General features: G+C 67.7%; 12 protein-coding genes. 2 read left to right on the top strand and 10 right to left on the bottom strand.

Annotated features, from left to right (window positions below; translation table 11 throughout):
* Positions 1–49: 49 nt before the first annotated feature.
* The 8 genes from G6N28_RS12790 to glf all read right to left on the bottom strand — a co-directional run bounded on the left by G6N28_RS12790 (position 50) and on the right by glf (position 10,071).
* Positions 50–937: an alpha/beta hydrolase-fold protein gene (locus G6N28_RS12790; RefSeq protein WP_179962066.1), complete on the bottom strand. Its 888-nt coding sequence runs from the start codon at positions 935–937 to the stop codon at positions 50–52.
* Positions 938–1,079: 142 nt separating this feature from the next.
* A complete protein-coding gene (locus G6N28_RS12785) occupies positions 1,080–2,150 on the bottom strand; it encodes an esterase family protein (RefSeq protein WP_163900793.1) in 1,071 nt (356 codons plus the stop codon).
* A 129-nt stretch (positions 2,151–2,279) separates the two neighbouring features.
* Positions 2,280–3,290: an alpha/beta hydrolase gene (locus G6N28_RS12780; protein ID WP_163900790.1), complete on the bottom strand. Its 1,011-nt coding sequence runs from the start codon at positions 3,288–3,290 to the stop codon at positions 2,280–2,282.
* Between the two features lie 109 nt (positions 3,291–3,399).
* Positions 3,400–5,472, bottom strand: coding sequence for a terminal beta-(1->2)-arabinofuranosyltransferase (gene zomB, locus G6N28_RS12775; RefSeq protein ID WP_407664956.1), 2,073 nt, complete (start codon positions 5,470–5,472; stop codon positions 3,400–3,402).
* On the bottom strand, positions 5,450–6,412 hold the full coding sequence (locus G6N28_RS12770; RefSeq protein WP_163900786.1) for a decaprenyl-phosphate phosphoribosyltransferase: 963 nt from the start codon (positions 6,410–6,412) through the stop codon (positions 5,450–5,452). The genes zomB and G6N28_RS12770 overlap by 23 nt, the downstream gene beginning before the upstream one ends.
* Positions 6,409–6,957, bottom strand: a complete 549-nt coding sequence (locus G6N28_RS12765) for a phosphatase PAP2 family protein (protein ID WP_163900784.1) — start codon at positions 6,955–6,957, stop codon at positions 6,409–6,411. Before G6N28_RS12765 ends, G6N28_RS12770 begins: the two co-directional genes overlap by 4 nt.
* Complete coding sequence (locus G6N28_RS12760) at positions 6,950–8,872, bottom strand: glycosyltransferase (RefSeq protein WP_163900782.1); 1,923 nt, start codon at positions 8,870–8,872, stop codon at positions 6,950–6,952. Before G6N28_RS12760 ends, G6N28_RS12765 begins: the two co-directional genes overlap by 8 nt.
* The gene (glf, locus tag G6N28_RS12755) at positions 8,869–10,071 is read right to left on the bottom strand and encodes a UDP-galactopyranose mutase (protein WP_163900780.1); all 1,203 of its coding nucleotides are present in this window, start codon (positions 10,069–10,071) and stop codon (positions 8,869–8,871) included. Before glf ends, G6N28_RS12760 begins: the two co-directional genes overlap by 4 nt.
* A 219-nt stretch (positions 10,072–10,290) precedes the next feature.
* On the opposite strand from glf, the gene G6N28_RS12750 reads away from it, so the two are divergent.
* Together G6N28_RS12750 and G6N28_RS12745 are read left to right on the top strand one after the other, a co-directional pair.
* Positions 10,291–11,190 (top strand): hypothetical protein, encoded by a 900-nt coding sequence (locus G6N28_RS12750; RefSeq protein ID WP_163900778.1) that lies wholly within the window; start codon positions 10,291–10,293, stop codon positions 11,188–11,190.
* A gap of 188 nt (positions 11,191–11,378) precedes the next feature.
* Positions 11,379–12,950: an N-acetylmuramoyl-L-alanine amidase gene (locus tag G6N28_RS12745; protein ID WP_276001168.1), complete on the top strand. Its 1,572-nt coding sequence runs from the start codon at positions 11,379–11,381 to the stop codon at positions 12,948–12,950.
* Between the two features lie 24 nt (positions 12,951–12,974).
* On the opposite strand, the gene G6N28_RS12740 is transcribed toward G6N28_RS12745, so the two are convergent.
* Positions 12,975–13,793, bottom strand: coding sequence for an HAD family hydrolase (locus G6N28_RS12740; protein WP_163900774.1), 819 nt, complete (start codon positions 13,791–13,793; stop codon positions 12,975–12,977).
* Positions 13,790–14,551 (bottom strand): lysophospholipid acyltransferase family protein, encoded by a 762-nt coding sequence (locus G6N28_RS12735; RefSeq protein ID WP_163900772.1) that lies wholly within the window; start codon positions 14,549–14,551, stop codon positions 13,790–13,792. Before G6N28_RS12735 ends, G6N28_RS12740 begins: the two co-directional genes overlap by 4 nt.
* Positions 14,552–14,556: the final 5 nt, after the last annotated feature.

The following is a 14,556-nucleotide window of genomic DNA, read 5'->3' as shown; positions in this document are numbered from 1 at the left end:
AAGGTACCGGCTGATTCGGGCGGCACCCGGCAGCCGCGGCAACGTTCGGCTACCTGATCGTGGTGACCAATTCGCCGGTCATCGCGGCCAGCTGTGCGCTCCAGTTGCCCCAGTCGTGGTTGCCGGAGGTCGGGAAGTCGAAGTGCCCGTTCTTGCCGCCCACCGAGCGATAGTGCTGGTAGAACTCGCGGTTGGTGCCCTGCGCGATGTCGCAGTAGCCGATCATCGCGGCCGGATCGGTGCATCCACCGGCAGGTGGGCTGAACACCCACAGCCGGGTGTTGTTGTCGGCGAGCAGCTGCACGTGCGCGTTTGGCGAATGCCACTTCCACCGGCCCAACTGTGGCAAGCCCCACATGTTGCGGGTTTCGACGCCGCCGTACTGCGCCAGGCCGGCGGTGATCGCGCCGTCGACGCCGGTCCGTTCCGGGGTCAGAAAGCCCGACAAGGAACCGGCGAAGCGGTAACGGTCCGGATGGAACGTGGCCATCGCCATCGCGCCGTAGCCCCCTTGGGCGGCGCCGACGATGCCGTGTCCGCTTGGCGCGAGGCCCTTGTTGGCGGCCAGCCAGTTCGGTAGCTCATCGGCCAGGAACGTCTCCCACTGCTTGCTGCCGTCCAGCTCCCAGTTGGTGTACATGCTCCACGCGCCGCCGGCCGGAGCGACCACCGAGATGCCCTGGCCCGCCAGGGTGTTCATGGCGTTGCCTGCCGTCACCCAGTTGCTCACGTCGGGCGCGGCGTTGAAGGCGTCGAGCAGGACCACGGCGTGCGGGCCGCCTGCCAGGAACGAGACCGGGATATCGCGACCCATCGCCGCCGACGGCACCATCAGCATCTCGACATCGGCTCTGGCGTCCGGTGCCGCGGAGGTACCGGCGGTCCACATGCCCAGTGTCAGCGCCGCCGTCAGGAGTCCTCGGAACAATCCACGCATCAACTACGCCACCTCACGATCGTCTGATGTCCCCGCGCGAGGTAGTCAATCACACCAACCCGGCGGACCCGCCCGAAATGGCTGACGGCGGCGACCCGCCCGGGATCGCCGCCGTCAACTGCGTGTTGCCGAAGCCGCCGCGTTAGTTGCCGGTCTCCGCGGCAGCCGCCTCAGGCGCGGCCTCGGTGGCGACCGGGGTGGTCGGCTGCGGGGTGGCACCCAGCACCCGCTGGATGTCCGGCTTCATCTGCTGCACCTGCTGGCCCCAGTACGGCCAGTCATGGGTGCCGCCCGACGGGAAGTTGAACACGCCGTTCTTTCCGCCGGCAGCCAGATATTCCTCTTGGAACGTCTCGTTGGTCCGCAGCGTGAAGCTCTCCAGGAACTTCGCGTTGAAGTTGTCGCCGGCCAGCCGACCGTTGATCTCGGCGGGCTTGCCGTTACCGCAGAACACCCAGATGCGGGTGTTGTTGGCGACCAGCTTGTCGATGTTGACCATCGGGTCGTTGCGCTCCCACGCGTTGTTCGGGTCTTCGGTGCGACCCCACATGTCATTGGCGTCGTAGCCGCCCGCATCCCCCATCGACATGTTGACCAGCATCGGCCACCAGCCCTCGGAGAGGTTCAGGAAGCCCGAAAGCGACGCCGCGTACTGGAACTGCTGCGGGTAGTAGATCGCCAGCGTCAGCGCCGCCGAGCCGGCCATCGACAGGCCCACCGCCGCGTTGCGGTTGGGGTCCACGCTCTTGTTGGCGGCCAGATAGGCGGGCAGCTCCTGGGTCAGGAACGTCTCCCACTTGTAGGTCTGGCAACCGTTGTCGCCGCAAGCCGGCTTGTACCAGTCGCTGTAGAAGCTGGACTGGCCACCGACGGGCATGATCACCGCCAGGCCCGAGTCCAGGTACCACTCGAACGCGGCGGTCTCGATGTCCCAGCCGTTGAAGTCGTCGCGGGCGCGCAGCCCGTCGAGCAGGTAGACCCCCGGCGCGTTGGGGCCGCCGTTTTGGAACTGCACCTTGATGTCGCGTCCCATCCCCGCGGACGGAACCATCAGGTACTCGACCGGCAACCCCGGACGAGAGAAGGCCTCGGCGGTCGCCGAGCCTCCGACGGCGCTGACGAAACCGGGCAACACGGCCGCCGCGAGTGCTGCAACCGTGAGCCGGCGCGGCAGGGTCCTCGCCGCACGCCGGATCTTGCCAACGAACTTCATGCTTGTTCTATCCCATCTGTCGTATGCCGCACGCGGATGATGCCCCTCAGGCCGTGCCGCGTTGCTCGTGCAGTCAACCACACCTTGCTGTGATCCTTCTATTTAGCAGGTATCGTGCCTGGTCACTCCTTAACCGTTGAGGGTCGCGATCAGGTCAGGCTTCAACGCCTGAAGCTGTTCACCCCAGTACGGCCACGCGTGATTTCCGGCCGCCGGGAAATGGAAGGTCGCGTTGGTGCCGCCCGCCCCCAGATAGGCCGCCTGGAAGTCCTTGTTGCTCTTCCACGCCATCGCTTCCAGGCTGTGAGCAGCGAACACCTGGTTGGGGTCGGCGTTCACGTCGACGGGCGTGACACCGCCGGGCGCACAGTAGATCCACAGCCTGGTGTTGTTGGCGACCAGCTTGCCGACCTGCGCAATCGGGTCGTTGCGCCGCCATGCCCCATCCCAGGGTGCGCCCCACATGTTGTCCACGTTGTAGCCGCCCGCGTCGAGCATCGCCACCCGGATGGCCTGCTGCATGAACGGCGCCGACGGGTTCAGAAAGCCGGACAGCGATGCGGCGTAACGGAATTGCGCCGGATGGAAGGCCGCCAGGATCAATGCCGCGCTGCCCGACATCGACACCCCGACCACGCCGTTACCGACGGTGGAGATCTGTTTGTGCGCCGCCAGCCACTGGGGCAGCTCACTGGTCAGGAACGTCTCCCATTTATAGGTATAGGGCTGGTTGTTGAAGCTCGACGGGGAGTACCAGTCGGTGTAGAAGCTGGACTGGCCGCCGACGGGCATCACAGTGGCGATCCCGGAGTCCAGAAACCACTCGAACGCAGGGGTTTCGATGTCCCAGCCGTTGTAGTCGTCGCGGGCCCGAAGACCGTCGAGCAGATAGACCGCCTTGTCCCCGCCGCCTCCGGGCTGGAATGTCGGCGCCGCCGCGCCTCCGGGCTGGAACTGGACACGCACGTTGCGCCCCATCGCCGTCGAGTACACGTCGAGGTACTCGACGGGCAGGCCGGGCCGAGAGAACGCGTTCGCGCTCGGCACCGCCTCGACCGCGGCGGTGAGGCCGGGCAGCACGACGGCGGCCGCCGTGGCCGCCAACGCGCGGCGAAGCCAGGTTCGCACAGCTCTTACCATCCGTTTCGTGATTTCGGCGCCGCACGAAAGGCGCTCTGCGACAGATGTATCGCGCCGCCACGGTGCGGTGTTACCAGGAACTTCCCGACGGCGGGCAGATCGCCGACGGCTAGGGCCCGGTTGCCGGCATGCCAGTGTAAGGGGGCGCAGTGGATTCGGGCACCTCCAGCCCACATCGGACCAGCTCATAGAGCGGCACCCGATCGATCCGGTACTGCGTGAACTCGTAGGCGTGCAGCAAGTTCGACAGGAAGCGCCGCGGCCCCATCGGCCCGCGGACCGAGTTCAGCATCGCGTCGGTGGCGGGACATTTCAGCGCCGCCTCGGCCTGGGCCACCCAGTCCTCGTCGAGGTAAGCCGGAATCCACGGCGACGTCTTCAGGAACGGCCCCTCGGCCACCGCCCAATCCGGGAACAGGTTCTTGTCGTGGCCGATGCGACCGTCTTCGAGCCGGTCAGAGTGCGCGGCCAGCGGATTCGCCAGACCGATTTGGTCGATGACGCGCACATCGAGGCCGACATTCATGCCGAGCATGCCGAGGTTGGTGAAAAAGACTGTGTGGGGCGGCTTTTGGTCCTTCACCTCGGGTGGGGCATCCGGCGGCGGCGGTATCGCGGGCACCACATCCCACTGGTCGTAGTTACCGGCGGGCAGCAGCAGAGCACCGTCGGGCGTGTTGTTCAGCGCCCGCAGCACCGCCCGCATTCGCGGATAGTCGAGATAGTCGGCGGCGGTGAGCGGATGCGCATGGCCGGTGGCCTGGCTGTAGAACCGCCGCTCGTCGACGATGCCGGAGTAGGTGACCCGGGTCGCGTCGGCGCCCATCCCGCTGGAGTTGGCCGCCCACAGTGCCCAACCGGCGACCGCGGCCCACAGCATCCCGGTGGCGCCAACGAACAGATACCCTGCGCCGCGGGCCATTCGGGTCGTGTCGGGCAACACGACCGGGATCACCGCCAGCGGCAGCAGCATGCAGAACACGGGTGCGAGCAACACCCGGCCGTGCATGAAGTCGCCGCCCTGGCGGATCCAGTACAGCGCCTGCAGCAGACCGCTGACGAGGAAGAAGATCACCACCGCTGCGGGGCTTTGCACCATCCGGGCCAGCCGACCGTAGCCGGGCGCGGGGGCGCGATGTGTCCACCACGGCCGCCCGCGGGTCACCAGGACCACCGCCGCCAGTCCGGCGAGCAGGATCGCAGGCGCCCACAGCAGATAGGGGCGGTTGAAGTTGGCCAGATACGTGAACCCTTGCGCCCATTTCGATCCCGACGCCTCTTTGGCCAGCGCGGTACCCGGGAAGATCAACCCGTAGTAGCCCATTCGGAAGATCTGGTAGAGCACCGGGACAAGGCCGCCTGCGAGCACGATCAGCCCGCGGCGGCGCCGGTCGCGGGCAGCGATCAGCATCATCACCAGCGCGCCGCCGCCGATCAGCGCCAACTCGGGCCGCACCAGCACGCTCAGCCCCGCGACGAAAGCCAGTGCGCCGTCGAAGAACCCGCTGACCACATGCTGTTGCTGCGGGTCGGGAGGTGCCGCACCGACCGGTTTTCTGCGAATGCTCGGTGTCCCGTCACGCGGCGGCCGCTGCGCCGGCCGGTTGGTGTGCAAGGCCTGCGACCAGCACACCATCATCCACCACAGCAGGCCCAGATAAGCCAGCACCAAACCGTTCTCGAGACCGGAGGTGGCGAAGTCGCGGGCGGGCGGTAGCGCGATGTAGACGAGCACACCGGCGGGCAGCATCAGCGCGCGCCGCCCCTGCAGGCTCGGTGCGTACAGCCGCCCGGCGCCCAGCATCGCCAGTACCACCCCAGCCACGCTGAGCACGAAAGCGAGAACGAGCACCACATACTCCAGCCGCACCGGCCCGCCGATCAGCGCGCCGAGATAGACCAGATACGTCCACAGAGTGGAGGTGTTCGCCTCCACCCGCTCGCCGGCGTTGAACACCGGACCGTTGCCCGCCAACAGGTTTCGTACCGTGCGCAGCACGATGAGGCCGTCGTCGGCGATCCAGCGGCGCTCCCAGGCCCCCCAGGTGAACAAGGCGGCGACGACGAGCACGCTCGCCCACAGGCTGAACCGGACGGTCTTGTCGTAGACAAACCGCGGTCCGCGCGCCACCGCACGCGCGACCGTCAGGGTGAGCTGGTCAACTGAGGAAAACGGCGGCACCGAGGGTTCCGATCCACGCGACGGCCAGCAGCTGCAACACCCGGTCCTTCAACGCGATCTCCTCTGGCTCACCGGCAAGACCGCCGTCGACGTCGACGGCATAGCGCAGGATCGCGATCGTGAACGGAATCATCGACACGACGAACCACGATGTTCCGCCGGTGCCGTCCCGCTCGAAGGCCCACAACCCGTAACACAACACCAGCGCGGTCGCCGACAAGGTCCACACGAACCGCAGATAGGAACTGGTGTAGCTTTCCAGTGACTTCCGGATCTTGGCGCCGGTGCGCTCGGCGAGCTGCAGCTCGGCGTAGCGCTTGCCGGCCGCCATGAACAGCGAGCCGAACGCCATCATCAGCAAGAACCATTGCGATAACGGCACATCCGCGGCGACACCGCCTGCGATGGCCCGGATCAGAAAGCCGGACGACACGATGCAGATGTCGATGACCGGCTGGTGCTTGAGACCGAAGCAGTAGGCCAGCTGGATGCCGACGTAGATCGCCATCACCAGCGCCAGATTGGGCGTCACCATCCAGGAGATGGCCAGCGACCCCGCGACCAGTGCCACCGCGAGCGCGTAGGCCAACCATTCGGGCACCACGCCTGCCGCGATCGGGCGGTACCGCTTGGTCGGATGCGCCCGGTCGGCTTCCACGTCGCGGGCGTCGTTGATGAGATAGACCGCGGACGCGGCCAGGCTGAAGACCGCGAACGCCAACAGGACCCGGATCAGGACTTCGCGGTAGTCGTATGCGTACCGGTCGTCGCCGAGAGCCGCGATCGGCGCGGCGAAAACCAGAACGTTCTTCACCCACTGCCGAGGCCGGGTGGCCTTGACGAGGCCGGTGACGACGTTGCGCGGCGGGCCCTTGCCCGGGGTGGGGTCGTCGCTGTACTGCGGTGCGCCCCCTGCGCTGCTTTCCTTCGAGATGCTCATCGGTCCCCTTCCATTCGGTCGGCGACCGTGCTGACCGCCTCCGCGACGGCCGCACCGACGACGATGCCGGTGAGCACGTCGGTCGGGTAATGCACGCCGAGCACCAACCGCGACAACGCCATCGGCGGCACCAGAACCGCAGGCAGCGGCAGCCCGGTGGCCCGGGCCAGCAGCAGTGACGCCGCAGTGGTGGACGTCGCGTGCGCCGACGGGAAGCTCAACCTGCTCGGCGTGGCGACGTTCACCGCGATCGACGGGTGGTGCGGTCGTTCGCGCCGCACCACGCGTTTGATCAACACCGCCGCCGCGTGCGCGACGAATGCACCGGCCCCCGCGACCAGCCAGGACCGCCGGCGGCGCGGCGACAGCAGCGCACCCAGCCCGGCGACGGCCAGCCAACCCAGGCTGTGCTCCCCGAAGTGGCTCAGCGCCCGCGCGCCGGTCACCGCGGCGGGACGCTGGGCCAGCACGCGCTGAACCGCCACCAGCACGGCCTCCTCGCCGCGCGGCGGTGCCACGGTGTCGCCGCCCAGGAGGTCAGGCATGCGGCGACGTCTCGAGCAGCACCGACTCCCACTTCTCCTTGCTTGTGAGCATCGGCAGGGCGTCGCGGTAAACCTTGCGCATGCGGTCGAACTTGCGGGCGATCTGAAGTTGGCGCCGCAGCGACTGACGAAGCAGGGCAAACATTTTCGCGCGGTCACGCTGGCGATACACCACGCCGCGGCCGTCGGCGGTGGTCACGGTGACCCCGTCGACCACACACAGCGAGAACCACCTGGCGTCCTGCGTGGCGACGTTGATCTGCGGGCGCCGGTGGTGTTCTGGATCGTGCGGTTTGAGCTGGTGAACCACGCCCCGAGCCAGCCGCGTGGAGATCGCCACCGGGTTGGTGGGGATCTTCACTTTCTTGCGCAGCTTGTCCGACGGCGGCGGAAGCGCGGTGGCGCCGGGCAGCACCACCGCATCGGGGAAATGCTGACGCATCTTGCGCACGTCCGGCAGCGCCGACTCCAGGATCGAGAAGAGGTGCTCGGGGCCGGCCAGAAAATCGTCCATCGCCTTGTTCTGGATGGCAACGGTCGAGTATTCAAGGCACAGAAGGTGTTTCATGGTCGCCTTGAAGTGGCTGGCCAGCAGGCCGCGGATGTTGCCGTCCCAGTGCAGGGCCGCGACCACCAGCCGGTTGCGCAGGTGGAAGTACGCCTGCCAGTCGATGGCGTCGTCCTTGTCGCTCCACGCCATGTGCCAGATCGCCGCCCCGGGCAGGGTCACGGTGCCGTAGCCGTGCTCGGCCGCGCGCAACCCGTAGTCGGCGTCGTCCCACTTGATGAACAACGGCAGCGGCTGACCGAGTTCCTCGGCGACCTGGCGCGGGATCATGCACATCCACCAGCCGTTGTAGTCGACGTCGATGCGGCGGTGCAGCAGCTTGCTTCGCGGCTCCTCTTCGTCGCTGAGCGGGAACTTCGCGAAGTTGTGGTCGTACTCGGTGTTGACGGCGTTGGTCCACATGAAGTTCTCTTGGGCGACCATCTCCCCCATCACATGCAGATGGGAGGGCTCCTGCAGGTTGAGCATCTGGCCACCGACCAGGGTGGGCGCCTTGGCGAACCGGTTCATCGCCAAGGCCCGCAGGATCGAGTCCGGCTCGATGCGGATGTCGTCGTCCATGAACAGGATCTGTTCGCAGTCGGTGTTTTTCAGCGCCTCATACATCACCCGGCTGTAGCCCCCGGAGCCGCCGAGGTTCGGCTGGTTGTGGATCGAGAGCCGGTTGCCAAGCGCCGCGGCCGCAGCTTCGAACCCCGGATGGTCCTTGGCCTTCTTGGTGCCCTGGTCGGAGACGATGACTGCGCCGATCACCTCGTCCACCAACGGATCCGCCGTCAGCGCGGCCAGCGCGTTGACGCAGTCGGCGGGCCGGTTGAACGTCGGGATGCCGACCGCGATGTTGGCGCGGCCCGGCGCGGGCTTCGAGGCATACCACCCCGCGCTGTGCAACGTGGTGTTGCTGTTGGTGGTGATGTCGAACCAGATCCAGCCGCCGTCCTCGAACGGGGACAGGTCGATCTCGAACTCGACGGCGGCGGGTTCGCCGCTGAACGGCGCACCGCCCACGGTGATCCGGGCGCCGGTGGCCTTCGAGCGATACACGTCCACCCGCCCGCTACCGGTCAACTCGAGGCGCAACACCACCGTGTCCAGCGTCGACCACCGCCGCCAGTAACTGGCCGGAAACGCGTTGAAGTACGTCGCGAACGACACCTCCGATTCGGCACCGATCTCCAGACTGGTGCGACTCGGCGCGTGTGCGCGACGCGAATTCGTGGTCGATTCCTCTATATAGAGCTTGCGGACGTCGAGCGGTTCACCCGAGCGCGGCGAGATGATGCGCGCCAGCAGGCTGACGGCCCTGGATTCTCCGGACTCGAGCGCGCCGGACGGAATGTCACTCATGCGCTGCTACTTTCTGTGCCGTTGCTTAGTGGGGCGCCGTCCCGCAGGTGCGGCGCGAGGATGTTGTCGTACATGCTCAGCGCGCTGGCGATGGCCATGTGCATGTCGAGATACTGATAGGTGCCCAGCCGACCGCCGAACAACACCTTCGCAGAAGCGGTTTCGGCCTTGGCCCGAGCCCGGTACGCGGCCAGCAGGGCGCGGTCGGCCTCGGTGTTGATCGGGTAGTAGGGCTCGTCATCGTCGTCGGCGAACCGGGAGAACTCGCGCATGATGACGGTCTTGTCGGTGGGATAGTCCCGCTCGGGGTGGAAGTGCCGGAACTCGTGGATCCGGGTGTAGGGCACGTCGATGTCGTTGTAGTTCATCACCGGGGTGCCCTGGAAATCGCCGGTGTCGAGCACCTCCAACTCGAAGTCGAGGGTGCGCCATCCCAGCCGCCCCTCGACGTAGTCGAAGTACCGGTCCAGCGGCCCGGTGTAAACGACCGGCGCCTCCGGGTTCTCGGCGCGCAGCTGATCCCGGACGTCGAACCAATCGGTGTCCAGCCGGACCTCGATGCGGTCGTCGGCGGCCATGTTCTCCAACCACTTCGTGTAGCCGTCGACCGGCAGCCCCTCGTAGGTGTCGTTGAAGTAGCGGTTGTTGAACGTGTAACGGACCGGCAACCGGGTGATGTTGGAGGCCGGCAGCTCCTTGGGGTCGGTCTGCCACTGCTTGGCGGTGTAGCCCTTGAAGAACGCCTCGTAGAGCGGGCGGCCGATCAGGCTGATCGCCTTTTCCTCGAAGTTCTGCGCGTCCTCGGTCTTGATTTCGGCGGCCTGTTCGGCGATCAGCGCACGGGCCTCGTCGGGCGTGAAGTAGCGGCCGAAGAACTGGCAGACCAGGCCCAGGCCCATGGGCAGCGGGTACGCCTGCCCGTCATACAGGCCGAACACGCGGTGCTGATAGCCGGTGAACTCGGTGAACTGGCGCACGTACTCCCACACCCTCTTGTTGGAGGTGTGGAACAGGTGCGCCCCGTACTTGTGCACCTCGATCCCGGTCTGCGGCTCGGGCTCCGAGTAGGCGTTACCGCCGATGTGCGGGCGACGCTCGACGACGAGAACGCGTTTGTCCAGCTGAGTCGCCACGCGCTCGGCAATCGTCAGACCGAAGAATCCGGAACCGACGACAAAGAGGTCATAACGAGCTGTCATCGGCAGCAAGGGTATCCGAACACGCTTGGCCCGCCCGAATCCGACAAGGCGGTGGCGGGCGGCAAAAGGTTGCGATCGGCTCACGATTACGCATCGTCACTTTTGCCTCAGTAATCACATCAGTAACGTCGTTCACGTCGGTTCTCCGCCGACAGCGCGAGACCTGGGTTGTTCACAAGATCACCTACCCGACGTAGTCCATATATTGAGGAGACTTCCGTGCCGAACCGCCGCCGACGCAGGCTTTCCACAGCCACGAGCGCAGTCGTGGCCCTGGCAGTCGCGAGTCCAGCCGCAGTAATCGCCGTGACCGACCTGGCCGCGAGCACCGAGCCCGCGGCCCAGCATCGCGAGTTCGTGCAGGCCGCATTGATCACCGACCTGCCCGGCGAGCTGATGTCGGCCCTGTCACAGGGGCTGTCGCAGTTCGGCATCAACCTGCCGCCGATGCCGACGGGGCTGCTCACCGGCACGGGGTCCACCACGCCGCCGTCGCTGACCTCACCCGGGCTCACCTCACCGGCGCTGACGTCTCCGGCGCTGACCACGCCCGGCCTCACCACGCCGGGGCTGACGGGGCCGAGCCTGGATGTCCCCGGAGCCACCGTTCCCGGCGCGAGCCTGCCAGGGGCGACCGCCCCGGCCCTCACCGACCCGGCGCTGGCCGACCCGTCGTTGACCAATCCCGCGCTCACCACGCCGGGGCTGACCGACCCGGGCGCACCGACCAGCCCGACGGCCACCACGCCCGGACTCACCACGCCCGGCCTCACCACGCCGGATCTGACCGCGCCCGGGCTGTCGACCCCGCCCGCCCTGACCGACCCCGCGCTGGCCGTGCCGGCCTCGACCGGGCTGACCAGCGAGGTGCCGATCTCGGCGCCGATCGGGCTGGACCCCGCCACGGGCACCTACCCGATCCTGGGCGACCCGTCGCTGGCGATGCCTGCGACCACCGCTCCCGCCAGCGGCGGAATCATCGGCGACCTGACCAGCATGGCCAATCAGCTGGGCGCCGGAGAGGCGATCGATCTGCTCAAGGGCATGGTGATGCCCGCGATCATGTCGGCCGTCAAGCCGCCGGCCCCCGCGGCCGCCCCACCGGCCCCCGCGCCCTGACCCTGTCCCGAACGGCACCGCAGAAGCCCATTGGCGGCTCTGCGGTGCCGTTGCAGGACGGTCACTTTCCGGCCAATCACGCCGTGTCGAAACATTAGTAACAACTGACACTTACGTAACATCGGTCTGTGCCGTGCCGTCGTCCCGCGCCGTCGTTGCTGTTCACCGCTGTCGCGGCGACGGCTGTGATGCTGCCGATGGCGCTCTGCGGCCTGCCCGGCGGCGATGAGGAGCGTGCGCCCGCCCTCGAAGCGCCCAAGATGGCCGAGCAGCCGCTGACCGATCTCGGCGGCGGCGAGACCATCAGGGAGATCCACCAGGACACGCCGTTCGCGATGGTCGCGCTCACCGCATCCGATCTCACCGGCACGTCGGCGCGGGTGCGGGCCAAGAAGGCCGACGGTTCGTGGGGGCCGTGGTACGACGTCGAGCCCCTGGAGGGGGTCGGTCCCGACGGACCCGAAGCCGCGGGTCCGCGGGGCACCGAACCGGTGTTCGTCGGGCGCACCACCACGGTGCAGATCGCGGTGAGGCGGCCCGAAGGCGCCGCGCCCACCCCGCCCCGGCAGGAGGCCGGCGACGACGGGCCGGAGCTGGGTTACGTGCCCGCCAACGTCGAGCAACCGTTCGTGCAGAACCTCAACGCGGTGCTGATCAGCCCGCCGCAGGCACCGGTGGACAACCTGCCGCTGCCCTCGGCGGTGAACAGCCCCGGCGTGCCGCCGGTGGTCATCGGCCGCGCGCAGTGGGGCGCCGACGAATCGATGCGGTGCGGAGAACCGCGGTACGACAACGGAATCCGAGCCGGCATCGTCCATCACACCGCGGGCAGCAACGAGTACGCGCCGGAGGACTCCGCCGGTATCGTGCGCTCGATCTACGAGTACCACACCCGGACGTTGGGCTGGTGCGACATCGCATACAACGCGCTGGTCGACAAGTACGGCCAGGTGTTCGAAGGTCGTGCGGGCGGCATCACCAGACCCGTCGAGGGCGCCCACACCGGCGGTTTCAACCGCGACACCTGGGGCGTGGCGATGATGGGCAACTTCGACGCCGTGCCGCCCACCCCGATCCAGTTGGGCACCACCGGCCGGCTGCTGGGCTGGCGGCTGGGCATGGATCGCATCGATCCCAGGGGCACCGTGGTGCTGGCCTCGGCGGGCAGCTCGTTCTCCAAGTTCCCGTTCGGGTCCGCCCCGACGCTGCCCGCGATCTTCACCCACCGCGACGTCGGGATCACCGAGTGCCCCGGCAATGCGGCCTATGCGCTGATGGATCAGATCCGGGAGATCGCGGCGCGATTCAACAGCCCGCCGGGCCCTGCCGATCTGGTGGACATGCTGCGCGGCGGTGCGATCTTCGCCCGCTGGGAGGCGATGGGCGGGGCGAACAGCCCGCTGGGCAATCCGACGTCTCCGGAGGCGTCCGGTCAGGACGGCATCCGGTATGCGACGTTCGAGCGCGGCGCGATGTACTGGTCGCCCGCGACCGGGGCCCAGCCGCTGACCGGGGAGATCTACAAGGCGTGGGGATCGCTGGGTTTCGAGCGCGGTGCGTTGGGCCTGCCGACCAGCGGCGAGATCCACGAGTCGCTGTGGATCGTGCAGAACTTCCAGCACGGCACGCTCAACTTCGACCGCGAGACGGGCGGCGTGACACGGGTGGTCGACGCCATCGCGGTCGACCTTCCGCCGACGTACGTCGACGAAGAACCGATCCAGCTGGAGCGCTTCACCCCTCCGATCAGCCCCACGTAGAAATACCCGGGCGTGGGCCGAAACCTACTGCGCCCACCAGCGTTCCAGCACGCGGGCCACACCCTCCTCGTTGTTGGTCGAGGTGATTTCGTCGGCGGCGGCCAGCGCCTCGGGGTGGGCGTGGGCCATGGCCACCCCCAACCCGGCCCACTCCAGCATCGGAATGTCGTTGGGCATGTCACCGAACGTCACCACCTCGTCGGCGGCGATCCCCAGCGGCCGGGCCACCTCGTCGATCCCCGACGCCTTGCTGATGCCTACCGGCATGACCTCGATCAGGCCGTTGTTGGTGGAGTAGGTGATGTCGGCGAGCCCGGCGAGCGCGTCAGCCAGCACTGCGGCCATGTCAGCGCTGTCGGCGCCGGCCTTGCGGACGAGCAGCTTGATCGCCGGCGCGCTGAGCAGGTCCTCGACGGACACCTCGGTGTTGTCCGGATTGAGCCAGGCGTGCTCATAGCCCGGCGAGCTGACGAACTGTGGCGTCGCCGCGTCGTGCGCGCTGTTTCCCACGCGTTCGACCGCCAGCCCCGCTCCCGGAATGGCCCTGGTGGCGATATCGGCGAGTTCGGCGAGCAAGTCGGCGGACAACGTGCGCGCGGAGACGATCCGGTCGGTGGCGGGGTCGTAGATCACCGCCCCGTTGGCGCACACCGTCATCGGCGCGAACCCAAGTGCGTCGACGACCGGCTGCACCCAGCGCGGCGGACGGCCGGTGGCCAGCACGAACTGCGCCCCGTCCTCGACGGCCGCGTGCACCACGGCTCGGGTGCGGGGGGCGATCTTCTCGTCGTCGTCCAGCAATGTGCCGTCCACGTCGGAAGCGATCAATGCGGGCCGGTTCATCGGCGGCCCTTGGCTTCTCGCTCCGCGCGCCGCTTGGCGCGCTCCGCGAGTTCGGCTTCGTCGAGCAGCCTGGCTTCGGCAGGCGTCGGCGCGCTGCCGCCGAGCCGTCGCGGCACCCAGAACGCGCCTGGGGGATGCGGGTAGTCCCGCTGTGCCTTGTCCAACAGCGCGCTCATCGCCGCCCGTAACTCTGTCAAAGTCTGCTTCATGCTCTCCGCGGCGCGCAGGGGCGCGCCGACCTCGACGACGATCGGAAACTTGCTGCGGCCCAACTGTCTTGGATGATCCTTGGTCCACATGCGCTGGGTTCCCCAGACGATGAGCGGAATCAGCGGGACGTCGGCATCGCGGGCCATCCGCGCGGCGCCGGTCTTGAACTCCTTGAGCTCGAAGCTGCGGCTGATGGTGGCCTCGGGATAGACCCCGACGACTTCGCCCGCGCGGAGCCGGTCCACGGCGACCGCGTAGGCGCCCGCGCCGGCACGGCGGTCCACCGGGATCGTGCCGGTGTTCTTGATGAGGAAGCTGACCACCTTCACTTCCAGCATCTCTTCTTTGATCATGAACCGCAGTCGCCTGCCGCGGTAGTGCGCGGCCAAAGCGGCGGGCAGCCAGTCGATGTAGCTGGTGTGGTTGATGGCGATCACCGCGCCGCCAGAAGTGGGGATGTGCTCGAGCCCGTTGAAGGTGATCCGGATCCCGTGGACCCTGACTGCCGCCTTGACGAGAACCTCAAGCGTCCGGAATACGGGTTCCATCGACG

Source organism: Mycolicibacterium pulveris, assembly GCF_010725725.1.
GTDB lineage: Bacteria > Actinomycetota > Actinomycetes > Mycobacteriales > Mycobacteriaceae > Mycobacterium > Mycobacterium pulveris.
Note: the sequence above shows the minus strand (reverse complement) of the source record. Positions and strands in the feature narration are given on the sequence as shown.

Excerpts from the sequence above, each read along its gene's own strand:
- G6N28_RS12735 (WP_163900772.1), bottom strand. The coding sequence starts at position 14,551 with ATGGAACCCGTATTCCGGACGCTTGAGGTTCTCGTCAAGGCGGCAGTC.
- G6N28_RS12745 (WP_276001168.1), top strand. The coding sequence starts at position 11,379 with ATGCTGCCGATGGCGCTCTGCGGCCTGCCCGGCGGCGATGAGGAGCGT.
- glf (WP_163900780.1), bottom strand. The coding sequence starts at position 10,071 with ATGACAGCTCGTTATGACCTCTTTGTCGTCGGTTCCGGATTCTTCGGT.
- G6N28_RS12765 (WP_163900784.1), bottom strand. The coding sequence starts at position 6,957 with ATGCCTGACCTCCTGGGCGGCGACACCGTGGCACCGCCGCGCGGCGAG.
- G6N28_RS12785 (WP_163900793.1), bottom strand. The coding sequence starts at position 2,150 with ATGAAGTTCGTTGGCAAGATCCGGCGTGCGGCGAGGACCCTGCCGCGC.
- G6N28_RS12760 (WP_163900782.1), bottom strand. The coding sequence starts at position 8,872 with ATGAGTGACATTCCGTCCGGCGCGCTCGAGTCCGGAGAATCCAGGGCC.
- G6N28_RS12790 (WP_179962066.1), bottom strand. The coding sequence starts at position 937 with ATGCGTGGATTGTTCCGAGGACTCCTGACGGCGGCGCTGACACTGGGC.
- G6N28_RS12740 (WP_163900774.1), bottom strand. The coding sequence starts at position 13,793 with ATGAACCGGCCCGCATTGATCGCTTCCGACGTGGACGGCACATTGCTG.
- G6N28_RS12780 (WP_163900790.1), bottom strand. The coding sequence starts at position 3,290 with ATGGTAAGAGCTGTGCGAACCTGGCTTCGCCGCGCGTTGGCGGCCACG.
- G6N28_RS12770 (WP_163900786.1), bottom strand. The coding sequence starts at position 6,412 with ATGAGCATCTCGAAGGAAAGCAGCGCAGGGGGCGCACCGCAGTACAGC.